General features: G+C 70.7%; 18 protein-coding genes, 2 tRNA genes and 1 pseudogene. 12 read left to right on the top strand and 9 right to left on the bottom strand.

Annotated features, from left to right (window positions below):
• From ABZ646_RS16070 to ABZ646_RS16055, 4 genes are all read left to right on the top strand, one after another.
• Positions 1-1,026 (top strand): toprim domain-containing protein (locus ABZ646_RS16070; RefSeq protein WP_360518567.1); only part of this gene is annotated, 1,026 nt, incomplete at its 5' end.
• A gap of 42 nt (positions 1,027-1,068) precedes the next feature.
• The gene (gyrA, locus tag ABZ646_RS16065; RefSeq protein WP_360518564.1) at positions 1,069-3,663 is read left to right on the top strand and encodes a DNA gyrase subunit A; all 2,595 of its coding nucleotides are present in this window, start codon (positions 1,069-1,071) and stop codon (positions 3,661-3,663) included.
• A gap of 19 nt (positions 3,664-3,682) precedes the next feature.
• A complete protein-coding gene (locus ABZ646_RS16060) occupies positions 3,683-4,471 on the top strand; it encodes a DUF3566 domain-containing protein (protein WP_360518561.1) in 789 nt (262 codons plus the stop codon).
• Between the two features lie 111 nt (positions 4,472-4,582).
• A tRNA-Ile gene (locus tag ABZ646_RS16055) sits at positions 4,583-4,659 on the top strand.
• A 230-nt stretch (positions 4,660-4,889) separates the two neighbouring features.
• Here the strand turns inward: ABZ646_RS16055 and ABZ646_RS16050 are convergent.
• The 3 genes from ABZ646_RS16050 to ABZ646_RS16040 form a co-directional block, all read right to left on the bottom strand.
• The gene (locus ABZ646_RS16050; protein ID WP_360518558.1) at positions 4,890-8,918 is read right to left on the bottom strand and encodes a WD40 repeat domain-containing protein; all 4,029 of its coding nucleotides are present in this window, start codon (positions 8,916-8,918) and stop codon (positions 4,890-4,892) included.
• A gap of 468 nt (positions 8,919-9,386) precedes the next feature.
• Positions 9,387-9,857 (bottom strand): hypothetical protein, encoded by a 471-nt coding sequence (locus tag ABZ646_RS16045; RefSeq protein ID WP_360518555.1) that lies wholly within the window; start codon positions 9,855-9,857, stop codon positions 9,387-9,389.
• A gap of 45 nt (positions 9,858-9,902) precedes the next feature.
• The gene (locus ABZ646_RS16040; RefSeq protein ID WP_360518552.1) at positions 9,903-10,352 is read right to left on the bottom strand and encodes a DoxX family membrane protein; all 450 of its coding nucleotides are present in this window, start codon (positions 10,350-10,352) and stop codon (positions 9,903-9,905) included.
• A gap of 183 nt (positions 10,353-10,535) precedes the next feature.
• On the opposite strand from ABZ646_RS16040, the gene ABZ646_RS16035 reads away from it, so the two are divergent.
• Genes ABZ646_RS16035 through ABZ646_RS16025 form a run of 3 tightly spaced genes read left to right on the top strand, consistent with a single transcriptional unit; the run spans position 10,536 to position 12,938 of the window.
• Positions 10,536-11,747: an amidohydrolase family protein gene (locus tag ABZ646_RS16035; protein ID WP_360518550.1), complete on the top strand. Its 1,212-nt coding sequence runs from the start codon at positions 10,536-10,538 to the stop codon at positions 11,745-11,747.
• Positions 11,748-11,786: 39 nt separating this feature from the next.
• Positions 11,787-12,008, top strand: a complete 222-nt coding sequence (locus ABZ646_RS16030; protein ID WP_360518547.1) for a ferredoxin — start codon at positions 11,787-11,789, stop codon at positions 12,006-12,008.
• Between the two features lie 3 nt (positions 12,009-12,011).
• On the top strand, positions 12,012-12,938 hold the full coding sequence (locus ABZ646_RS16025; protein WP_360518544.1) for an FkbM family methyltransferase: 927 nt from the start codon (positions 12,012-12,014) through the stop codon (positions 12,936-12,938).
• A 4-nt stretch (positions 12,939-12,942) separates the two neighbouring features.
• Here ABZ646_RS16025 and ABZ646_RS16020 read toward each other — a convergent pair whose 3' ends face one another.
• The 3 genes from ABZ646_RS16020 to ABZ646_RS16010 form a co-directional block, all read right to left on the bottom strand.
• Positions 12,943-13,692, bottom strand: a complete 750-nt coding sequence (locus tag ABZ646_RS16020; protein ID WP_360518541.1) for a glycosyltransferase family 2 protein — start codon at positions 13,690-13,692, stop codon at positions 12,943-12,945.
• A 7-nt stretch (positions 13,693-13,699) separates the two neighbouring features.
• A complete protein-coding gene (locus ABZ646_RS16015) occupies positions 13,700-14,488 on the bottom strand; it encodes a GntR family transcriptional regulator (RefSeq protein WP_360518537.1) in 789 nt (262 codons plus the stop codon).
• Positions 14,489-14,709: 221 nt separating this feature from the next.
• On the bottom strand, positions 14,710-15,057 hold the full coding sequence (locus tag ABZ646_RS16010) for a DUF6344 domain-containing protein (protein ID WP_358971739.1): 348 nt from the start codon (positions 15,055-15,057) through the stop codon (positions 14,710-14,712).
• A 338-nt stretch (positions 15,058-15,395) separates the two neighbouring features.
• Between ABZ646_RS16010 and ABZ646_RS16005 the strand changes: the two genes are divergently transcribed.
• Both ABZ646_RS16005 and ABZ646_RS16000 read left to right on the top strand, forming a co-directional pair.
• A complete protein-coding gene (locus tag ABZ646_RS16005; RefSeq protein WP_003999697.1) occupies positions 15,396-15,524 on the top strand; it encodes a DLW-39 family protein in 129 nt (42 codons plus the stop codon).
• 258 nt (positions 15,525-15,782) lie between these two features.
• Positions 15,783-17,069: a hypothetical protein gene (locus ABZ646_RS16000; protein ID WP_360518534.1), complete on the top strand. Its 1,287-nt coding sequence runs from the start codon at positions 15,783-15,785 to the stop codon at positions 17,067-17,069.
• Here the strand turns inward: ABZ646_RS16000 and ABZ646_RS15995 are convergent.
• Both ABZ646_RS15995 and ABZ646_RS15990 read right to left on the bottom strand, forming a co-directional pair.
• Positions 17,033-18,484: a protein kinase gene (locus ABZ646_RS15995; RefSeq protein WP_360518531.1), complete on the bottom strand. Its 1,452-nt coding sequence runs from the start codon at positions 18,482-18,484 to the stop codon at positions 17,033-17,035. The two genes, ABZ646_RS16000 and ABZ646_RS15995, sit on opposite strands and share 37 nt — an antisense overlap.
• Positions 18,485-18,650: 166 nt before the next feature.
• Complete coding sequence (locus tag ABZ646_RS15990) at positions 18,651-19,199, bottom strand: transcriptional regulator (RefSeq protein WP_046727633.1); 549 nt, start codon at positions 19,197-19,199, stop codon at positions 18,651-18,653.
• Between the two features lie 184 nt (positions 19,200-19,383).
• Between ABZ646_RS15990 and ABZ646_RS15985 the strand changes: the two genes are divergently transcribed.
• Positions 19,384-19,456: transfer RNA gene (locus tag ABZ646_RS15985), tRNA-Ala, on the top strand.
• 129 nt (positions 19,457-19,585) lie between these two features.
• Here the strand turns inward: ABZ646_RS15985 and ABZ646_RS15980 are convergent.
• Complete coding sequence (locus ABZ646_RS15980; RefSeq protein WP_360518528.1) at positions 19,586-20,278, bottom strand: DUF5324 family protein; 693 nt, start codon at positions 20,276-20,278, stop codon at positions 19,586-19,588.
• Between the two features lie 324 nt (positions 20,279-20,602).
• On the opposite strand from ABZ646_RS15980, the gene ABZ646_RS15975 reads away from it, so the two are divergent.
• On the top strand, positions 20,603-21,136 hold the full coding sequence (locus tag ABZ646_RS15975) for a peptidylprolyl isomerase (protein ID WP_360518525.1): 534 nt from the start codon (positions 20,603-20,605) through the stop codon (positions 21,134-21,136).
• Between the two features lie 95 nt (positions 21,137-21,231).
• Positions 21,232-21,776, top strand: a pseudogene (locus ABZ646_RS15970) (hypothetical protein); the annotation flags it as partial.

The raw sequence follows: 21,776 nt of genomic DNA, 5'->3' as shown, positions 1-21,776 counted from the left end.
CCCCCGCCGACGATCAGTGAGAAGGACGACAACCTCACCGGTGACGACATCCGCGAGGGTCTGACCGCGATCATCTCGGTGAAGCTGAGCGAGCCGCAGTTCGAGGGCCAGACGAAGACCAAGCTGGGCAACACGGAGGCCAAGACCTTCGTGCAGAAGGCGGTCTACGAGCACCTGAACGACTGGCTGGACCGCAACCCGGTGGAGGCCGCGGACATCATCCGCAAGGGCATCCAGGCGGCCACCGCGCGCGTCGCGGCCCGCAAGGCGCGCGACCTGACCCGCCGCAAGGGCCTGCTGGAGAGCGCGTCGCTGCCCGGCAAGCTCTCCGACTGCCAGTCGAACGACCCCATCAAATGTGAGATCTTCATCGTCGAGGGTGACTCCGCCGGCGGCTCGGCCAAGTCCGGCCGCAACCCGCAGTACCAGGCGATCCTCCCGATCCGGGGCAAGATCCTCAACGTCGAGAAGGCGCGGATCGACAAGATCCTGCAGAACCAGGAGATCCAGGCGCTGATCTCCGCGTTCGGCACCGGTGTGCACGAGGACTTCGACATCTCGAAGCTCCGCTATCACAAGATCATCCTGATGGCGGACGCCGACGTCGACGGCCAGCACATCAACACCCTGCTGCTCACCTTCCTGTTCCGCTTCATGCGGCCGCTGGTCGAGGCCGGCCACGTGTTCCTGTCGCGGCCCCCGCTGTACAAGATCAAGTGGGGTCGGGACGAGGTCGAGTACGCGTACTCGGACCGTGAGCGCGACGCCCTCCTGGAGCTGGGCCGGCAGCGCGGCAAGCGCGTCCGCGAGGACTCGATCCAGCGCTTCAAGGGTCTCGGCGAGATGAACGCCGAGGAGCTGCGCGTGACCACGATGGACGTCGACCACCGCGTCCTCGGCCAGGTCACCCTCGACGACGCCGCTCAGGCCGACGACCTGTTCTCGGTCCTGATGGGCGAGGACGTCGAGGCCCGCCGCCAGTTCATCCAGCGCAACGCCAAGGACGTCCGCTTCCTCGACATCTGAGTCGGTCTCAGCTGACCGCACCAGGAAGGATCTTCACCAGCAATGGCCGACGAGAACACTCCTGTCACCCCTGAAGAGGGCGGCGACGTCGTGATGCGGATCGAGCCCGTCGGGCTCGAGACGGAGATGCAGCGCTCGTACCTCGACTACGCGATGTCCGTCATCGTCTCCCGTGCGCTGCCCGACGTCCGGGACGGTCTCAAGCCCGTCCACCGGCGCGTGCTGTACGCGATGTACGACGGCGGCTACCGCCCCGAGCGCGGCTTCTACAAGTGCGCCCGTGTCGTCGGCGACGTCATGGGCAACTACCACCCGCACGGCGACTCCTCCATCTACGACGCCCTGGTCCGTCTCGCCCAGCCCTGGTCGATGCGGATGCCGCTGGTCGACTCCAACGGCAACTTCGGCTCCCCGGGCAACGACCCGGCGGCGGCCATGCGGTACACCGAGTGCAAGATGGCGCCGCTGTCGATGGAGATGGTCCGCGACATCGACGAGGAGACCGTCGACTTCACGGACAACTACGACGGCCGCTCCCAGGAGCCGACCGTCCTGCCGTCCCGCTTCCCGAACCTGCTGATCAACGGCTCCGCCGGCATCGCGGTCGGCATGGCCACCAACATCCCGCCGCACAACCTGCGCGAGGTCGCGGCCGGTGCCCAGTGGTACCTGGAGAACCCCGAGGCCTCCCACGAGGAGCTGCTCGACGCGCTGATCGAGCGGATCAAGGGCCCCGACTTCCCGACCGGCGCCCTGGTCGTCGGACGCAAGGGCATCGAGGAGGCGTACCGCACCGGCCGTGGCTCGATCACCATGCGCGCGGTCGTCGAGGTCGAGGAGATCCAGAACCGCCAGTGCCTGGTGGTGACGGAGCTGCCGTACCAGGTGAACCCCGACAACCTGGCGCAGAAGATCGCCGACCTGGTGAAGGACGGCAAGGTCGGCGGTATCGCGGACGTCCGTGACGAGACCTCCTCGCGTACCGGCCAGCGTCTGGTGATCGTGCTGAAGCGGGACGCGGTCGCCAAGGTCGTCCTGAACAACCTGTACAAGCACACCGACCTGCAGACCAACTTCGGCGCCAACATGCTGGCGCTGGTCGACGGCGTGCCGCGCACCCTCTCGCTGGACGCGTTCATCCGGCACTGGGTGACGCACCAGATCGAGGTCATCGTCCGCCGGACGCGTTTCCGGCTGCGCAAGGCCGAGGAGCGGGCGCACATCCTGCGCGGTCTGCTCAAGGCGCTGGACGCGATCGACGAGGTCATCGCGCTGATCCGGGCCAGCGACACGGTCGAGATCGCGCGCACGGGCCTGATGGAGCTCCTGGAGATCGACGAGATCCAGGCGAACGCCATCCTGGAGATGCAGCTGCGCCGGCTGGCCGCCCTGGAGCGCCAGAAGATCATCCAGGAGCACGACGAACTCCAGGCGAAGATCACCGAGTACAACGCGATCCTGGCCTCGCCGGAGCGCCAGCGGGGCATCGTCAGCGCTGAGCTCGCCGCGATCGTCGAGAAGTTCGGCGACGACCGCAAGACCATGCTGGTGCCCTACGACGGTGACATGTCCATCGAGGACCTGATCGCCGAGGAGGACATCGTCGTCACGGTCTCGCGCGGCGGGTACGTCAAGCGCACCAAGACCGTCGACTACCGGGCGCAGAAGCGCGGCGGCAAGGGCGTGCGCGGTACGAAGCTGAAGGAAGACGACATCGTCGACCACTTCTTCGTCTCGACCACGCACCACTGGCTGCTGTTCTTCACCAACAAGGGCCGGGTGTACCGCGCGAAGGCCTACGAACTGCCGGACGCCGGCCGGGACGCACGCGGTCAGCACGTGGCGAACCTGCTGGCCTTCCAGCCGGACGAGGCGATCGCCGAGATCCTCGCGATCCGGGACTACGACGCGGCGGACTACCTGGTGCTCGCCACCAAGGCCGGTCTGGTCAAGAAGACGCCTCTGAAGGATTACGATTCGCCTCGCTCCGGCGGTGTGATCGCGATCAACCTGCGGGAGCGCGAGGACGGTTCCGACGACGAACTGATCGGTGCCGAACTGGTCTCGGCTGACGATGATCTGCTGCTGATCAGCAAGAAGGCACAGTCGATCAGGTTCACCGCCTCCGACGACACTCTCCGTCCTATGGGCCGGGCCACCTCCGGTGTCAAGGGCATGAGTTTCCGGGAGGGTGATGAACTTCTGTCGATGAATGTTGTTCGACCCGGTACGTTCGTGTTCACTGCCACCGACGGGGGGTACGCGAAGCGGACCCGTGTCGACGAGTACCGCGTCCAGGGCCGCGGCGGCCTCGGAATCAAGGCCGCCAAGATCGTGGAGGACCGCGGGTCGCTGGTCGGCGCGCTGATCGTCGAGGAGAACGACGAGATCCTCGCCATCACCCTGTCCGGCGGTGTGATTCGCACGCGAGTCAGCGAGGTCAGGGAGACGGGCCGTGACACCATGGGCGTCCAACTGATCAACCTGGGCAAGCGCGATGCCGTCGTCGGCATCGCACGTAACGCCGAGGCCGGCAGCGAGGCGGAGGAAGTCGACGGCGAGGACGCCGTGGACGAGTCCGCCGAGGGTGTCGCGACCAGCGGCACGGACGAGGGTGAGGCGCCCTCGGCCGAGTAGGCACGAGGAGTGAGTCATCGTGAGCGGAGCCACGGGCGCCGGATCGGCCGGTACCTCTACGGGTACGGATGCGGACGGCGGCGGCCGTGGCTCCGCCGCGTCCGGCGGGGGCGGTGCGGCGCAGCCGCAGCAGGCGGACACGCACACCACCCAGCTGAAGGCGATCAAGGCGCCCACGAAGGCGGCCGCGCCGGACGGGCAGGGAACCCAGGGGGGAACCGTGACCGACAGCCGAGGACCTGGTGCGCCGGGGGCCCAGCCGGCGCCCGCGACGACCCCGCAGCAGGCCCCTTCCCCGCTGCCCGGGGAACGGCGCACGGAGCAGCCCGCCGGGCCGTACCACCCGCCGCAGGCCTACCCGGCGGCGGAGGCCGCGCAGGCGCCCACAGGGGCGGTACGACGGCCCCGTACCGGCGCGGGTACGCGCACCGCGCCGCGCACCCGCAAGGCCCGGCTGCGGGTCGCCAAGGCCGACCCGTGGTCGGTGATGAAGGTCAGCTTCCTGCTCTCCATCGCGCTCGGCATCTGCTCGATCGTGGCGGCCGCGGTGCTGTGGATGGTGCTGGACGCCATGGGGGTGTTCTCGACGGTCGGCGGCACGATCTCGGAGGCGACCGGCTCCAACGAGTCGAACGGCTTCGACCTCCAGTCGTTCCTGTCCCTGCCGCACGTCCTGATGTTCACGGCGATCATCGCGGTCATCGACGTCGTCCTCGCGACGGCGCTGGCGACCCTCGCCGCGTTCATCTACAACCTCTCCGCGGGCTTCGTCGGCGGAGTCGAGCTGACCTTGGCCGAGGACGAGTGACCGGGGTTCAAACCCCTCCTGTCGGTCCCCTGACAACCGATTTTGGGACTGCCCCGGTCGTGCGCTAATCTTCAGGAGTCAGCGCGCGGGACACACACCGCAAAGCGCGGCGGGGCTATAGCTCAGTTGGTTAGAGCGCATCCCTGATAAGGATGAGGCCACAGGTTCAAATCCTGTTAGCCCCACCAGCTGGAAGACCCTCGGTCCATCAGGACCGGGGGTCTTTTGCGTTCGGTCTTCTGCGTCGGCTCCTGCGGGTGGGGGCATGAAAGAACCCGACCGCTGGCGACGGGGGATGCACCAGCGATCGGGCTGCGTTCAGCCTAACAAGGTGGCCTGTGCGGTGGGAGTCAACTTCTCGGCCGTCTTGAGCAGTTGTGATCGGGATCACTCAGATGTGGTCACGGGTGGGGATGGATCAGTCGTTGCAGGGCGGGTCGTAGGTGAGGCGGGGGAGGTATTCGCGCCATCTGGCCGGGGTGAGGACGTTGCGGGTGGCCGAGCAGATGCGGGTGACGGCCTCGTCGACGTCCAGGCTCCACAGGCGGACCGTGTCGGCGCCGCTGGAGACGCCCAGCATGTCGCTCTGCGGGCCGAAGGAGAGGAAGTTGCCGGTCTTGGCGTTGGGACTCATCGACTGGCCGATGGGGTGGGCGGAGCCGGGGTCGGAGACGTTCCACAGGCGGACCGTGTTGTCGTTGCCGCCGCTGGCCAGGGTCCTGCCGTCCCGGCTGAAGGTCAGGGAGACCACGGCCTCCGTGTGGCCGGTGAGGACCGCGGCCAGCCGGGTCGCGTGCGCCGGGTCGGAGACGTTCCACAGCCGGACCGTGTCGTCGTCGCTGCCGCTGGCCAGAGTGTGCCCGTCGGGGCTGTAGGCCAGGGTGTTGATGGGGCCCAGATGGCCGGTGAGGGGGCTGCCCAGGGCCTTGGCGTGCGCCGGGTCGGAGACGTCCCACAGGCGGACCGTGCCGTCCGCGCTGCCGCTGGCCAGGGTCCTGCCGTCCGGACTGAAGACGAGCGCGTTGACGTAACCGGTGTGGCCCCTGAGGGGTGCGCCGAGGCGCCTGGGCCGGGCCGGGTCCGAGATGTCCAGGAGCTGGACGGTGCGGTCGTCGTAGTCGGCGGCCACGGTGTGCCCGTCGGGGCTCAGTGCCAGCGCCTCGGCGCCCGCGTACCGGGTGTCCAGCCGGACCGGTGCGCCGTACTGGGCGGGGTGCGCGGGGTCCGAGACGTTCCACAGCTGCACCCAGTTGACGTTGTTCTCGCCGGTCAGGATGACCAGGGTGCGGCCGTCGCGGGTGAAGACCATCGAGCGCAGGTCCCGCCACCCGGTCCGGAACGGCTCGCCGAGGGCCCTCGGCCGCGCCGGATCCGAGATGTTCCACAGCCGCATCCGGCTGTCGCCGCCACCGGTGGCGAGGACCCGTCCGTCCGGGCTGAACGTCCCCGACTCACCGATCATGTCCGCCCCCGGGACCGACCACAGCCGCACCTTGCCGTCACCGCTGCCGGTGGCGAGGGTGTGCCCGTCCGGGCTCCAGCCGACGGCGTACATCTCGCCGCTGCTCCCCGCGAGCGGCTCGCCCACCTGGGAGGGGAACGCCGGGTTGTCGACGTTCCACAGGCTGGCCGTGGAGTCCGCGCTGCCCGCCGCGAGCATGGAGCCGTCGGGACTGAAGGCCACCGACCAGACGGGCCCGGTGTGGCCGGTGAGCGGGCCGCCCAGGGCCTTGGCGTGAGCCCGGTCGGAGACGTCCCACAGCCGTACGGTGTCGTCCTTGCTGCCGCTGGCCAGGGTCCGGCCGTCCGGGCTGAAGGCCACGGAGTGCACGGTCATGGAGTGGCCGAGCAGCGGAGCGCCGACGCGCTCGGGATGCCGGATGTCGGAGACGTCGTAGAGCAGGATCGCGTTGTCGTCGCTGCCGGCCGCGAGCGTGTGGCCGTCGGGGCTGAATGCGACGGAGCGCACCGCCTCGGTGTGGCCGGTGAGGGTGCCCAGCGACGCGGGGTGACGTGGGTCGCGGACGTTCCACAGGCGGACGGTGTGGTCCTCGTCCGCGGTGGCCAGGGTCCGGCCGTCCGGGCTGAAGGCGGCCAGGTAGACGGTGCCGTCGTGGCCGTCCAGGGGCGGGCCCAGGAGGGCGGGGTGCTGCGGGTCGGAGACGTCCCACAGGCGGACGGTGCCGTCGTCGCCGGCACTGGCCAGGGTCTTGCCGTCCGGGCTGAAGACCGCGCTGGAGACCCAGCTGGTATGGCCGCGCAGCGGCTTGCCCAGGGGTTCGGGCCGGGTCGGGTCGCTGACGTCCCACAGCCGGACCGTGCGGTCGTAGGCGGCGGTGGCCAGGATCTTGCCGTCGGGGCTGAACGAGGTCAGGTAGACGGCGCCGGTGTGTCCGAGGAGGGGAGTGGCGAGGGGCGCGTTCACGATCGATATCAGGCGGTTGGCGGCGCCCTCGTCGTCCCGGCGCAGTCGGTGGGCGACCAGGTCCAGCTGGGCGGAGAGCGACGGGTCGGAGTACTGGAACCGGTCGGCCTCCGCGACCACCTGCTCGAACACCGCGTCGTCCCGCTGCTGCCGGGCGACCACCGCGGAACCGGCGGCCAGCACCGCGAGCACGACCAGCGCCGACACCGCGGCCCGGCTGAGCCAGACCGTCCGCCGGCGCAGCCGCACCGAGGCGGCCAGGAACTCCACCGCGCTGCGGGTCAGGAAGGTGTCACCGGCCGACTTCGCCCAGATGTGGGCCTGTTCGAGCCGTGAACCCCGGTACAGAAGTGCGGAGTCGTGGTGCGACTCGTCCCAGGCCCGGCCGTCCTCCTCCAGCCGCTGGCGCAGCAGGTTGCCGTTGCGGTCCTCGTCCAGCCACTCGCGCAGCCGGGGCCAGGCGTGCAGCAGTGCCTCGTGGGTGATCTCCACGGTGTCCGCGTCCAGCGTCACCAGCCGGGCCCGGACGAGGGCTTCGAGTGACTCCTCCGTCTTGTTCGGGTCGGTCGACTCGGCGGCCAGCTGACGCCGGGTGCCGCGTCTGCGGGTCGCCTGGGTGTCCTCGCCGAGCCGTACCAGGCGGAGCAGGAGCAGCCGGGCGGCGGTACGGGCGGCGGGGTCGAGGCTGGACCAGGCGCGTTCGGCGGTCGCGGCGACGGCGCCCTGGATGCCGCCGGCCGCCCGGTAACCGGCCAGGGTCAGGCGGCCCGCCTTGCGGCGCTGCCAGGTGGCGAGCAGGGCGTGGGAGAGGAGGGGGAGCACGCCGGCGTCATGGGCGCCGCGCGGGCCGTCGGCGCTCACCTCACGGACGATCAGTTCGGCGAGGCCGGGCTCCAGTTCCAGGCCCACCGCCTTGGCGGGGCCGGTCACGGCCTCGCGCAGTTCGGCGGTGGTCAGCGGGCCGAGCACCATGTGCCGGTGCTGGAGCGCGTCGGCCAGCTCCGGGTAGCCGAGGCACTGCTCGTAGAAGTCGGCGCGGATACCGAGGACGACCAGGGCGGGGGCCTGCCGGCCGGGGGCGGTGGATGTGCTGGCGGCGTGCAGGAGCCGGACGAAGACACGGCGGTCCGCCTCGTCGGCGCAGAGGGTGAAGGCCTCCTCGAACTGGTCCACGATCACGATCGGACGGGGCGGAGCAGAGCCGTCGGCCGGACGGTCCGTGTCGGCCCCCGTGGGCCATGTTTCACGTGAAACATCGTCGGACGCCCGCCGGGCCCAGGCCGTGACCGCTTCTCGTACGGCGTCCGGGTCGTCCAGCTCCGTAAGGTCGGACAGCTGGGGTATGCGGCGGGTCAGTTCCTTCACCGGGTCCGCTCCCGGTACCAGCTGAAGGATCCGGTGCGGGCGTCCCTCGTCGTCGGCGAGGGCGCCGTCCTGCAGTGCGGTGACCAGACCGGCGTTGAGCAGCGAGGACTTTCCCGAGCCCGAGGCGCCGACCAGCATGACCAGACCGCCGGCCGCCTCCGCCGAGCGGAGCTGGGCGACCAGGGCGTCGGTGCTGCGCTCCCGGCCGAAGAACCAGCGGGCGTCCTCACGCCGGTAGGAGGCCAGACCCCGGTACGGGCAGACGCTGTCGACCGACGGCGCCGCGTCCGTCTCCTCGGCCGCTTCCGGCGCGGCGGGCTCGGCGACCGGGTCCGCCACGGCCCGCTCCCACAGCCTCTGCCACTGCGTCAGGTCGTACAGTCCGGAGGAGACCGCCACCGGCTGGGCACGACGGGCCTGCGGGATGAGGACGTGGAGTACGGCGGAGAGCGCCGCGAACTGTGCGGGGACGTTCTTCGCCCGCCTCCAGTCGCTGATCCGCTGCGCGGAGACCCGTACGGGCCGGCCCCGCTCGTCCATGCGCTGTTGCCGGTCGACCGCCTCCGCGACGCGTTTGAGCGGAGGATTACCGGCCTCCTTGTACAGCAACGCGAGACGTTCCGCGAAGGCCGTGCGTGCCCCGGCGTCGGGACCCAAGGTGCCCCACCCCTTTACTTCCCCCGCTGCTGGACATCCGGACCGGAAAACTCACCTTATACGGCTGACCTGCGGCGAAGCACTGAGGCGGATGCGCCGACCTCCTCAGATGTGCACCTCGGCTGGCAGGATTTCGTCCCAGCAGCGCGGTAATCGGGTGTCACCCGACGGGCCGACCAGCTCAGCAGTCGCAGAGACAGCTCACGGCACCGCACGTTCTCGGTCACCTTCACCCGGCGCGATCCTGCCGGAGTGACCGGAAGACAGGGAGCAGCTCTCGCCCACCGAGCCGGACGAGCCTGCCGGGCACGCCGGGCCTGCCGAGCCGACCGTCGTCCTCAGGGGCGCGGTCCGATGTCACCCGCGCCGTTCGGCGCCGGTCCCCACGTGGGGAGGGACCGGCGCCGAACGGCACGGGGCCGACGTGCGGTGCGGCAGGGCGTGCGGCCTTTTGCGCCGCCGTTGGTCTCAGCGTCCCGTCCAGCCTGCCGCGCGCGCCGTTTCGGCCGCGTGGTCCTCCGCGGCGTCGGCCGCCGAGTTCAGTGCGGGGTTCTGTCCCGCCGCCGTGCCGCCCGCCGCCCTCGCGGCTGTCTGGGACGCGGTGAGGGCGGCACGCAGGGCCGTGGCCGCCGCGGGGGTGTCGTCCAGGGCTTCGGCGACCTGTGCGGCCAGTGCCGCGCTGGCGGCGGCGTTGCGGGCGCAGCGGGCGGCTGCCGCCGGGTCGGGGGCGGGGGCGTCCAGGGCGGTGAGGGACTGGGCCGACAGCCGGAGTGCGTTCGCGGCCCGGCCGACGGGGGTGGTGGGGACGGTCTGTGCGGCGTCGGGGGTGACTCCCGCGTGGTGGCAGGTGGCTGCTGCGCGTTCGTACGCGCTGCGTGCGCGGGCCGCGTGCAGGTGTCTGAGGGTGTCTGTCGAGGCGGGGTCTGCGGGACCGGTCATTGGTGTCTCCTCGATGACGGGGGCCGTAGTGGGGCGCTGCGTCCGCTAGCCGAACAGGCCCAGGGCGTTGTCCAGGGACCAGGTCTGCCAGCTGATCGCGAACAGGGCGGTCAGGGAGATCAGGGCCATCATCAGGTTCTGCCCCTGTTCCGCCCAGTCGTGGATCATGAGGATCAGGTAGACCAGGTTGAGCAGGCACCCGGCCACCAGCGCGATCGGGGTGAGGAGGCCGGACACCAGGCCGAGGCCCAGGGCGAGCTCCGCGTACGCCACCACGTAGGCCATCAGCCGGGGCCGCGGCGCGACGACGGCGTCGAAGCCCCGTCGGACCACCGACCAGCGGTGTTTCTCCGCGACACCGGCCGCCCACCTGATGCCCCCGCCGCCGAACCACTGCTTCTTGTCCTTGTGCCGCCAGCTCTCCAGCCACCACAGTCCGAGCCCGATGCGGAGCACCGCGAACCATTCGGCACCGCTCAGCAAGGCTGATCGCATCCCGCACCCTCCCCGGATCCCGTACTTACCTGACGATCCGTCAGTTCAGCGGAAGGCGGCGCGGGTCGCAAGGGGTCCGGCGGCTCTTGCTGGTACCGGCTCGCGGGCCTAGCCTGAATGCCGACGGCTCATCTGATGGACCGTCAGATTTATGGGAGACTCCGCAGGCAGCAGGGGGTAGGCATGGCAGACGACGCGACCGGCACCCAGGATCTGCCCAGGGTGATCAGCGTGGACGACCACGTGATCGAGCCCGCGCACCTCTTCGAGAGGTGGCTGCCGGGCAAGTACCGCGACAAGGGGCCCAAGCCCTTCACCGCAGGCATCGGCGAACTCGCCTACGTCGGCGGCAAGTACCGGTTCACCACCGACCCCCAGGGCCAGATCACCGACTGGTGGGAGTACGAGGGTCTGCTCTTCCCGTACAAGCGCATCATCGCGGCCGTCGGTTTCTCCCGGGACGAGATGACGCTCGACGGCATCACCCGGGAGCAGATGCGGCCCGGCTGCTGGGACCCGAAGGAACGGCTCAAGGACATGGACGTCAACCATGTCGAGGCCTCGCTCTGCTTCCCGACCTTCCCGCGTTTCTGCGGGCAGACCTTCGCCGAGGCCGAGGACAAGGAGGTCGCGCTGGCCTGTGTCCGTGCCTACAACGACTGGATGGTGGAGGAGTGGTGCGGGGACAGCGGCGGCCGGCTGATCCCGCTGTGCCTGATCCCGCTGTGGGACATCGACCTGGCCGTCGCCGAGATCCGGCGCAACGCCGCGCGGGGGGTGCGCGCGGTCACCTTCAGCGAGATCCCCACCTACCTGGGGCTGCCGTCCATCCACTCCGGCTACTGGGACCCGTTCTTCGCGGTCTGCGAGGAGACCGGGACGGTCGTCAACATGCACATCGGCAGCAGCTCCCAGATGCCGGCCGCCTCCCCGGACGCGCCGCCCGCCGTGCAGGCCTCGCTGAGCTTCAACAACGCCATGGCCTCGATGATGGACTTCCTCTTCTCCGGGGTCCTGGTGAAGTTCCCCCGGCTCAAGCTGGCGTACAGCGAGGGCCAGATGGGCTGGATCCCGTACGCCCTGGAGCGCGCCGACGACGTCTGGGAGGAGCACCGCGCCTGGGGCGGCGTCAAGGACCTGGTCCCGGAGCCGCCGTCGACGTACTACTACCGGCAGATCTTCTGCTGCTTCTTCCGCGACCGGCACGGCATCGAGGCGATCGAGACCGTCGGCGTGGACAACGCGACCTTCGAGACGGACTACCCGCACGTCGACTCGACCTGGCCGGAGACCAAGCGGGTGGCCCAGGAGCACGTGGGCGGTCTGGCCCCGGAGGTGGCGTACAAGCTCTTGCGCGGCAACGCCATCCGGATGCTGGAGCTGCCGTTCACGTAGCCGGGTTCAGCGGGTGTCCGGTTGGGCAGGGGACCTTCCATGAAGGTCTCCGTCGACGCCGACGTCTGCTACGGATCCGGCGAGTGCGCGTTCCGGGCACCCGCTGTGTTCGGTTTCGAGGACGGGTACGGTTTCGTCCTGCCCGGACGCGCGGAGTCCGGGGGACCCGGGGAGCCCGGGGACGACGAACTGATCCGGGACATCGCCGAGCGCTGCCCGTCCCAGGCGATCCGGATCGACGGCGAGAAGGTCACCGACTAGCGGATGAGCAGCACCGGTACGCCATTCACCGAACTCCTGGCCACCCTCGGCCGGCGCTATGTCCGCGACTTCCCCGGTCCCTGGGGCAAGACCGTCGCCGCCCGTGCGCTCAACCCCTATCTGCGCGACCACCCGCGCCGGCGCGTCGTGGAGACGCTCACCGGCGCCCGGTTCGCCGTCGACACGCAGGACCTCATCCAGCGCTACCTCTACCTCTTCGGGGTGTGGGAGCCGCACATGACCCGCTGGCTGCGCGGCCGACTGGCGCCCGGGGACTGCTTCGTCGACGTCGGCGCCAACATCGGCGTCTTCAGCGTCCTGGCCTCCCAACTGGTCGGCCCGCACGGCAGGGTGGTCGCCGTCGAGGCCTCCCCCGACTTCCACCGCCGGCTGCGGCAGCAGAGCGCGCTCAACGGCTGCCGGAACATCCGCGCGGTCAACGCCGCCGTCTCCGACGCCCACCGCACCCTGACCTTCGTGCTCGCCAGCTCCCGCAACATGGGCGCCAACAGCATCGTCCCGTGGGACGGACCGGCCGAGTCCACCTTCGACATCGAGGCCGCGCCGCTGCCCGAACTGCTGCTGCCGGAGGAGATCGAGACGGCCCGGGTCGTCAAGATCGACGTGGAGGGTGCCGAGGGAGCGGTGGTGCGCGGGTTCGCCCCGCTCCTGGAGAAGCTGCGCCCGGACGCCGAGATCACCGTCGAGGTCACCCCCGAGCGCATGGCCCGGCTGGGCGACTCGGCCGACGACCTGCTGCGCACCATGACCGACGCGGGCTACCACGTCTACCGGCTGGCCAACAGCTACGCGGCCGACAGCTACCCCCGTGCCCGGTACGGCGAGCCGGTGGTGCCGGAGCGCTGGGAGGGGCCGGTCACCGGGGAGAGCGACCTGGTCTTCTCCCGGATCGACGCGGCGAGCCTGTGAGGGTTCAGTCGTACCGCCAGCCGAACTCCCCCAGTGCCCGCGCCCGGGCCGCCACCACCGCCATGCGGGCCTCCCGCTCGGCCGGGTCGGTGTGGGCGGACTGGCCGGTGACCTGGCCCTCCCACTTGCGGTAGAGCAGCCCGGCCCGCGCCGAGAACCAGCCCCGGCTCACCGCGTTCAGCGCGAGCAGCAGCCCGGTGTCCTCGGAGGCGGGCAGCGCCATCCAGCCGCCGAGGGCGAGCAGCAGCTCACGGCGGACGCAGAGGGTGGCCGGGTGGACCTGGGCCCGGAAGCCGTTCGCCGTCCAGAAGTCGAGCACCGCGCCGCGCTCCACCGGGCCCTCCTGCGGATCCCCGGGGAAACCGGCCGTCGTACCGTCGGGCAGCAGGTCGAGGGCGCGTGAGGTGGCCCAGCCGACGGCCGGGTCGGCCTCCAGAGCCGCCAGATCACGGGCCAGCGCCCCCGGCGTCAGCTGGTCGTCGGCGTCCAGGATCTTCACGTACGGCCCCTCGGCCCGTGCCAGGGCGATGGTGCGGGCGACCCCGGGCCCGCCGGCGCGCCCCTGCCGGAAGGACACCCGTACGTCGTCGGGGACGTAGGGCAGGACCTCGTCCCCGGCCCCGTCCTGCTGGATCAGCCACCGCCACTCCCAGCCGTCCGGCAGCCGCTGCTCGCACAGTGACCTGTACGCCTCCGGCAGGAAACGGGCCGACGGCGCGTGGACCGCGGTGACAACGGTGACGCGCCGGCTCACGCAGCGCTCACCACCTTTCCAGACGTGTGGTGTAGAGCAGTTCCGTGCGGTCGCCGGGGAGCGTGACGGAGGTGATGTCCACGATGCGGCCGTGGATGTCGTACGACGTCTTGCGCAGCACGATCACCGAGGTGCCGGCCGGCAGGTCCAGTTCCCGGGCCTCCTCGGGCGTCGGCGGGCGGGCGGTGCAGCGCTCCTCGACGCGATCCACCTCGATGCCGACGGTGCGCAGCTGGTGCTGGGTGCCGCCCGGCCAGGGCTCCCTGGTCTCGTCCAGGAGAGCCGGGTTCGCCGCGATCAGGTCACGGACGAGATAGGAGGTCACCAGGCTGAAGGGAGCGGTCTCGGCCGCGTGCCGGGTGCGGTAGGTGCGTTCCAGCAGGGCGGTGCCCGACGGCACCCCGAACGCGCCGGCGAGTTCGTTGGTCGCGGTCAGCTCGCGGTAGCGGGCGAAGAAGACCAGGTCGTCGGCGACCAGGCCGGTGTCGTGCTCCGTCGCGCCGGTCTGGGCCCGGGTGGCCTCCGGCATCCGGGCACGGTCCTTCTCCCACTGGTACCGCCCGTTGTCCCGCACCGCACGGGTGCGCGGACGGCGCACGAAGGTGCCGCTGCCGTGCCGTCTGTCGATCAGTCCCTCGGCAGTCAGCAGCCGCAGGGCGTTCTGGACCGTCGGTACGCTCCGGCCGTAGTGCCGTGCCAGCTCCGCCTCGGAGGGGAGCCGGGCGCCGGGCTCGCGCGCGCCGTTCCTGATGGACCGGCGGAGATCGTCGGCGATCGCCTCGTAGGCCTTGGGCACGGAGCCAGCCTACGACTCCTCAGCAGGACTCGCCGAGTCGAGCGGTGCCGTGCCGGTGCGGAGCCGGCGATGTGCCGGAGATGTGCCGGAGAGGTGCCGGGGATATGCCGGGATGTGCGAAGACCCGCGGCCGGTTCCCCGGCCGCGGGTCTGAGTCGCAGTAGGCGCTGGTACGTACGCAAGTCGCCCTTGCGCCGTTGCGTCTGGACGGTCCGTGCGGTTCAGCAGTCGAGCGGGGCGGCGGGGTGGTCGCCCGTGGTCTCCGACTCGGTGGTGTCCAGGGGGCGGTGCCGGCAGCTGGGGGACTTCCCGTGGGCCTCGGCCCGGATGCGCTGCTTCATCGTGGGGGGCAGGGACCGGGCGTGGGACCAGAGCCAGTGGGTCTGTGCCGGGATCATCACCCGGTCGGTTCCCTTGTCGTGGTCGTCACCGCTGCTGTTGCGCGGGGCCTCGGTCCCCGGTACCGCGGCGGCGGTGGTGGCGGCGACGAATCCGAGCGCCGTGAACAGCGCGAGGAAGGCGGTGACGATGGCGGTCCACAGCTTCATGACCTTGGCGTTCCGGGCCATGGCCCCTCACTTTCGGGTTGGGCGATTTGCGTACTTTCCTCATGATGTGTATGGGGATCGCGAAGTGGGGGACCTCGACCCGTGGCGCGTTGATGTTCTGATGAACACCACCCGGATGGACGCAGCGAGGTCAGAAAACCTCTTAAACCGCGCGAGAGGGTGCAAAGTAACCGGCTGTGAGGGTGTGATCACCCTCCGATCGGAACGACGCCGCGCCGGGCAACGCCTTGCCGCGGGCCCGAGTTGGGGCCTGATGCCAGGTCACCGATCGGTATCGGTCGGTGTGTATAGTCGGGCGCCAGAGGTCCCCTACGTCAAGGAAGAGACGAGGTCGCGCGGTGAAGAAGCTTCTCCTGGTCGCACTGGCCGCCATCGGCGGGCTCCTCGTGTACCGCCAGATCCAGGCGGATCGCGCCGAGCAGGATCTGTGGACGGAGGCGACTGACTCCGTGCCCACGGGTTCGTGAGTACTACCGACAGCAGACGACACTGAGACCCCGGCCGCCGTAGCGGTCGGGGTTTTTGCGTTGCCCGGGCCGCGTGGGCGCGGTGGGTGTTTCGGACGGTCGTACGGATCTCCGGGTGGCGCGGGGGCGCGCGGGGCAGTATGGGGCCCGTCCGGAACTTCGGCGGCTGGCGAGCGACGGCTGGGGGCGCGCGTGACGGGGCAGCGGTGGCGTACGGCTGGACGGCGGTGGCGTACGACGGGGCGGCGGAGCAGCGGGGTGGTGGGCGCACTCGCGCTGACGGCATCGCTGACGGCGCTCCTGACGGCACTGCTCCCGGGAGCCCCGGCAGTGGCGGACGGCGGCAGCGGATACGCCTTCGCCGAGAACGCCCGTACGGTCGCCGGGACGACGGGCACCGCGGACGCCGTCTCCCTGCGGCCCGGCACCACCTACCGCAGCACCCTGCCGGAGAAGGGCGCGCGCTACTACCGTCTGGAACTCGCCGCCGGCACCACGGCCTACGTCCCCGTCACCGCCGTCCCGCCCACCGACGCCACCGTCTCCGCGAGCGACGGCATCGGGGTCTCGGTCGAGAACGCCGACGGGGTCTCCTGCGACTACGACGGTGCCCGCTTCGGCGCCGGACTGAGCCCCCGGCCGATCACCGCGCTCGGGCGGCGGGACGCGAACCGCGCCCTGTGCCAGGCGGCCGGCACGTACTACCTGGTCGTCGAACGGCTCGTGACCGGCTCGAAGACCACGACCCCCGGCAGCTGGGACCTGGAGATCGCGCCCGTCACCGAACCGCCCCTCGCCAGGACGGGCGCCACCACCGCCCCGGGGACCTGGAACTCCGCGTCGCCCGAGCCGCTCACCGGCGACCCCCGCCGCCGCCCCGGGGGCGCAGGATTCAGCACGGCCCGCCCCCTCGGCCAGGGTGTCTGGCACACCGACATCACCCCCGGCCAGACCCTCTACTACGCCGTCCCGGTCGACTGGGGCCGGCAACTCCACGCCACCGTCGACCTGGACAGCAGCGGCGGCGACGCCCACGGCTATGTCAGCGCCGCGCTCAACCTCTCCCTCTACAACCCTGTCCGCGGCTACGTCGACGACCTCTCCCTCGGCTACGACGGCACCCAGAAGTCGTCCTCCCTCGACCCGCTGCCACCCGTGGCCTACACCAACCGGTACGCCGTCTCCGGCGAGCAGAACGCCGTCCGCTTCGCCGGCACCTACTACCTCGTGGTCCACCTCACCGGCCAGACCTCGGGCGTCTTCGGGCCGGGGCCGTACGGGGTGACGCTCCGGATCCGCGTCGACGGCACCCCGAACACCGGCCCCGTGTACGCCGGTTCGTCCGTCCCGAAAGGTGTCTTCGACGCGTCGGCAGCGGATCCCGGAGGCCTCCTGACCGGGGGCGGCTCCGACGACCCCGCGATGCGGGCGCTCGCGGTCGCCGGGATCGGCACCGGCACGGCGCTGCTGCTCGCCCTGGGCGTGTGGACGCTGACCGCCCGGCGTGCTCAGATCCGGGTCAACGCCCAGAAACCCACGGCGTAACAGGCCAGCGCGAGGAGCAGGATCGGCACCGCCGCCCTGGCCGGAGGACCGGCCCGGCGTACCCGCCGCCGTCGGCGGCCGTGCGTACGGGTGGACGCCGGCGGACTCCCCGGCGCCTGCGAGGTCCCCGGGCTGCCCGGGCTCCGCGGGTTCTGCGGGTCGCGCGCGGTGTAGGTGGCGGTGGTGGTGTCGGCATCCGGCCGGGCGGGCGGGAGGGGCTGCACGGCGGGCCAGGGGGTGGGGGCGAGCTGCTCCGGTCCGGGAGGCGTCGGGGTCTGCGGCGGGGGGAGCCGGAAGCTGCCGGTGTCGGACATGGAGACCGGGGCCGGGCCGGTACCGGTGACAGGAGGAGTGTCCGCCTCGCCCGTCCGGGGCGGTGACTCCATGGAGCGCTCCGAGGACGTGCCCGACCCGGTCCTGTACGTCGTCCCCGTCCCCGTCCCTGTTCCCCTCCCCGTCCCGGCCCCCGTTCCCGTCCCGGTGGCCGGACCCGGGCTCGGCGCGCCCTTCGTCGTATCCAACCCCGAAGCCGGTCGAAGCGGTCCTGTCGGTCCGAATCCCTCGGGCAGGGGCCCCAGTTGGTCGAAGATCTCGATCAACTCGTCGTCCGCGTCCGTCTCCGGGAGGAGTTCCCCGGCCTCGGCGAGCGCCCGACGGGCACCGGTGGCCGTGTGGAAGCGGGCGCGCGGATCAGGCTGGAGGAGGTTGGCGACGACCTGCCAGAGCGGATCGGGGATGCCCTTGGGGGCACCCGGGGTGCCGTGTTCGGCGAAGTACTGCACGAGCGCCTTGGCGTCGGGCTTGGCGCCTTCGAGGAGGTACAGGGCGACGAGGCCCACGGCGAACAGGTCGGCTGTGAAGTCGGGTTCGGCACCCAGGAGTTGCTCGGGCGCGATGTAACCCGGCGTGCCGACCACCAGGTTGGTCTCGGTCAGCCGGGCCTCGCCGAGCCGCATGGCGATGCCGAAGTCGGACAGCCTGAGGCGCGGCCGGGCCGTGCCGGTGGCTTCCAGCAGGATGTTGGCGGGCTTGATGTCGCGGTGGACCACGTCCTCCGCGTGCACCGCGGCGAGACCGGAGAGCAACTGGTCGAGGAGGGTGCAGACGAAAGCCGGCGGCAACGGGCCGTAGTCCCCGACGAGGTGGACCAACGAGCCGCCGGCGACCAGGTCCATCGTGAACAGGACCTTGTCGTCGTCGGCGGCCCAGCTGGCGGGAGCCAGCACATGGGGGTGGTCGATACGCAGCGCCTGCTCCCGCACGAAGCGCAGGAGCGCATGGGCGTCGCGCTGCTGGAGCACCTTGGCCGCCACATAGCGCTTGCGCCGGTGGTCCCAGGCACGCCAGACGGCACCCACTCCGCCATGACCGATCGGGTCGGCCAGTTCGTACCGGCCCGCGAAGACCTCACCCATGACTGCCCGCAGCCTCCCCCTCGAGTCCTCCCCTGCCACACCCCCCTTGCCTGTACCCCCCTTGCTTCCCCCGGATGAGCGATACGACCCCTCTCGCGTGACCCCCTCGGCCAGGACCGCGCCCCGCCCGGCCCACCGGACCCCCTCCGGTGTACCGGGCCGAGACTCAGCTCTGGTGCGACTGGTAGTGCGTGACCGCGTCCGAGGTGCGGCCGGCACCGTACACCCGCAGGAACTCCGCGAGCTCCGGGTGGGTCGGCGCGAGGGTGTCCGCCGCGTCGATGATGTCGCCGGCGGCAGCCACCGAACGCAGCAGCGACTGGATCTCGCGGACCACCCGCTTGACCGTCGGAGCTCCCGAACCGCTCGTCGTCTGCGTGGTGTTGCTGAGCACCGAGCCCCCCTGGGACTTCTTGATCTCGTCCATGCGCTCGGTCGCCTCGGCCGCGCTCACGCTGCCGTCGGCGACCTGTGCCGCCAGGTCCTGGAGCAGCTGCACCCGCTGGACCACGGCCGGATTTCCGATCTTCGCCCGCTGGCCGCTCATCAGCTGCGACAGCATGGGCGCGGACAGTCCGAGGACCGCCGCCAGACGAGCCTGGTTGAGCCCCAGGTCGTCGATGAGCTTACGGAAGAGCGCCCCCAACGGCTCCCCGTACCAGTTCCGCTGCAGCTCCCGCGCTCTGGCGGTGGCTTCCTGCTGTGCGGCGTCCATTGCGTCTCCCCATCGCTTCCCCAAAAAATCCGCGGTTCGCTACAGCGAACCCCGCCGAGCATCTTACGGAGAGTGGTCATCCGCGGGGACCCCCAATCTTTTTGCGAGGTACGGGGGGAGACCCGGTAGTCTGGTCCCCGGCACCGACCGGCGGACCTTCCGCTTGGCCGGTCGCTTCCCGTACGGGGCCTTAGCTCAGTTGGTAGAGCGCCGTCTTTGCATGGCGGATGTCAGGGGTTCGACTCCCCTAGGCTCCACAAAAAACCCCTCTGACCTGCGTAAAAGCAGATCAGAGGGGTTCTTCGTGTTCAGGTGGGTTTTCAGGTGCGTTCAGGGGTGGCGCCCGCACAGCCCTCGTTCCACGTGAAACATCGCCACGGGACCGGTCAGTGCTTGTCGTCCCGGGACGCGTCCTCCTCTGCCTCCTTGGCCTGTACCTCGGGGTCCAGAGGGGAACTCCCGTCCACCGCGTCGAGACGGCCCGTCTCCGGGACCTCCGTCGCGGCGGGCGGCTCGACCAGCCAGTCGGGGTTGGCCTGCTTGTCCCACCACTTCCAGGCGGCGAAGGCGGCACCGGCCAGCGCCCCGAACACGGCGAACGCCTTGAACGCCCGACCGCACGCCGAGCGCCGCTCGTTGCGACGCGCCAGCTTCTCGATCTGCTCGGCCGAGACATTGCCGCGCAGCGCGGCCAGCGCGGCGGCGCCCCGCGCGGTGGCCTCCTCACGGACCGGTCCGGCCGCCGCCACGGCCTGCTCGATCCTCGGACGTGAGTACTCGGCGGCCTGCCGGGCGGCCTTGCGGGTCAGGTCGGCAGCATCGTGCGCGGCCTGGTCCACCATCGGCGGCACATGGGTGCGGGCCTGCTCCAGACGCGGCACGAGACGGGCGTCGTACTGGACGCGGGCCTGCTCCGCGGCCTGCGACACCACGGGCGCGAGCCGTACGCGTGCCTCCTGTGCGTAGTACGCGGCACGCTCCTTGGCCGTGTCGGCGTAGGGCGCCACCACTTCCGCGGCGTGCCGCACGCTGTCCTTCGCCGAGCTGGTCGCGGCGCGCACGCTTTCTTTGCGGGTCACGGGTTTCCTCCTCCTCGGTGGCGTACGGAATTCGACTTTCCACCCTTTTAGGGATCATGCCTGCCGACGGGCCGAGCGGCGCGCGAGGACGGGCATACGGGTGCAACCAGAGCCAAGAAGGGCCTGCCGACGACAATGCCACGGATCGGCTCCTCGCGCTCCCGTGTGAGGGGACCGGGCCCGGTTTCCGCAAGCGATTGGTGAGGATGTCCGCCGCCGGACGACAGACGGATCGCGCGGCCGCCGCAGCGTGCGAGGATCGTCGCGTCACATCCACCGTGGGGCTGGACCCCGCGCACACGCGAGCACAACGGAAGGCGGATCGTGGCCGAGCAGCTGTACGCCACCCTGAAGACCAGCCTCGGCGACATCGAGGTCCGGCTCTTCCCGAACCAGGCGCCGAAGACGGTCAGGAACTTCGTCGAGCTGGCGCAGGGTGAGCGTGAGTGGACCCACCCCGGAACCGGCGAGGTCTCCACGAACCGGCTGTACGACGGCACGGTCTTCCACCGGGTGATGAGCGGTTTCATGATCCAGGGCGGCGACCCCCTCGGCAACGGCCTCGGCGGACCCGGTTACAAGTTCGAGGACGAGTTCCACGTCGAGCTGCGCTTCGACCGCCCCTATCTGCTGGCCATGGCCAACGCCGGTCCCCGCACCAACGGCTCCCAGTTCTTCATCACGGTCAACCCCGCCCCCCACCTCAACCGCAAGCACACCATCTTCGGCGAGGTCACCGACGCCGCCGGACAGAAGGTCGTGGACGCCATCGCCGCCGTCCCGGTCAGCGGACCCAACAAGCGGCCGGTGAACGACGTGGTCCTGGAGACGGTCGTCGTCGAGAAGCGCGCGAGCTGAGCGGTCCGGACGAAGTCCCGCAGGGAACTCGACGCCCCGCCCGTCCGTAGGGATGTGCGGGGCACAATGGTGTTCACGACGAACGAGGGGACCCCATGGAGGACCAGGCGGCAGGCAGCACGCACGACGCTCACAGCCTGCCCAAGTGCTACCGGCACCCGGACCGGGAGACCGGCGTGCACTGCACCCGCTGCGATCGCCCCATCTGCCCCGAGTGCATGGTCAGCGCCTCCGTGGGCTTCCAGTGCCCCGAGTGCGTCCGTGGCACCACCACCGGCCAGAGCGGGCCGCCCCCGGCCGCCTCCCGGCCGCGCACCCTCGCCGGCGGTACGGTCACCGCCGACCCCAGGCTGCTCACCAAGATCCTCATCGGCGTCAACATCGCGATCTTCCTGGTCCAGGTCTCCGTCGGGGACAGCTTCACCAACCGCTTCGACCTGATCGGCCAGGCCTGGTTCCCCCAGTACGGCGCCGTCGAGGGCGTCGCGCAGGGCCAGTACTACCGGATGCTGACCGCGATGTTCCTGCATGACAGCTCGAACTACATGCACATCGTGTTCAACATACTCAAGCTTGGTGTCGCGGTCCGGGTCCGGAGACTCCTTCCAGGTCTTGGTGCGCTGGAAGGTGATGCCGCGGC

The sequence above is a fragment of the Streptomyces sp. NPDC007162 genome, assembly GCF_040634175.1.
Classification (GTDB): Bacteria; Actinomycetota; Actinomycetes; order Streptomycetales; family Streptomycetaceae; genus Streptomyces.
The sequence above is the reverse complement of the archived record's forward strand: the minus strand, read 5'-3'. Positions and strand labels throughout refer to the sequence as shown.

Bases quoted from the DNA above. Each gene is read 5' to 3' on its own strand.
- ABZ646_RS16030 (WP_360518547.1), top strand. From the start codon at position 11,787: ATGAAGGTCTCCGTCGACGCCGACGTCTGCTACGGATCCGGCGAGTGC.
- ABZ646_RS16045 (WP_360518555.1), bottom strand. From the start codon at position 9,857: ATGACCGGTCCCGCAGACCCCGCCTCGACAGACACCCTCAGACACCTG.
- gyrA (WP_360518564.1), top strand. From the start codon at position 1,069: ATGGCCGACGAGAACACTCCTGTCACCCCTGAAGAGGGCGGCGACGTC.
- ABZ646_RS15990 (WP_046727633.1), bottom strand. From the start codon at position 19,199: ATGGACGCCGCACAGCAGGAAGCCACCGCCAGAGCGCGGGAGCTGCAG.
- ABZ646_RS16035 (WP_360518550.1), top strand. From the start codon at position 10,536: ATGGCAGACGACGCGACCGGCACCCAGGATCTGCCCAGGGTGATCAGC.
- ABZ646_RS16025 (WP_360518544.1), top strand. From the start codon at position 12,012: ATGAGCAGCACCGGTACGCCATTCACCGAACTCCTGGCCACCCTCGGC.
- ABZ646_RS15995 (WP_360518531.1), bottom strand. From the start codon at position 18,484: ATGGGTGAGGTCTTCGCGGGCCGGTACGAACTGGCCGACCCGATCGGT.
- ABZ646_RS16040 (WP_360518552.1), bottom strand. From the start codon at position 10,352: ATGCGATCAGCCTTGCTGAGCGGTGCCGAATGGTTCGCGGTGCTCCGC.
- ABZ646_RS16010 (WP_358971739.1), bottom strand. From the start codon at position 15,057: ATGGCCCGGAACGCCAAGGTCATGAAGCTGTGGACCGCCATCGTCACC.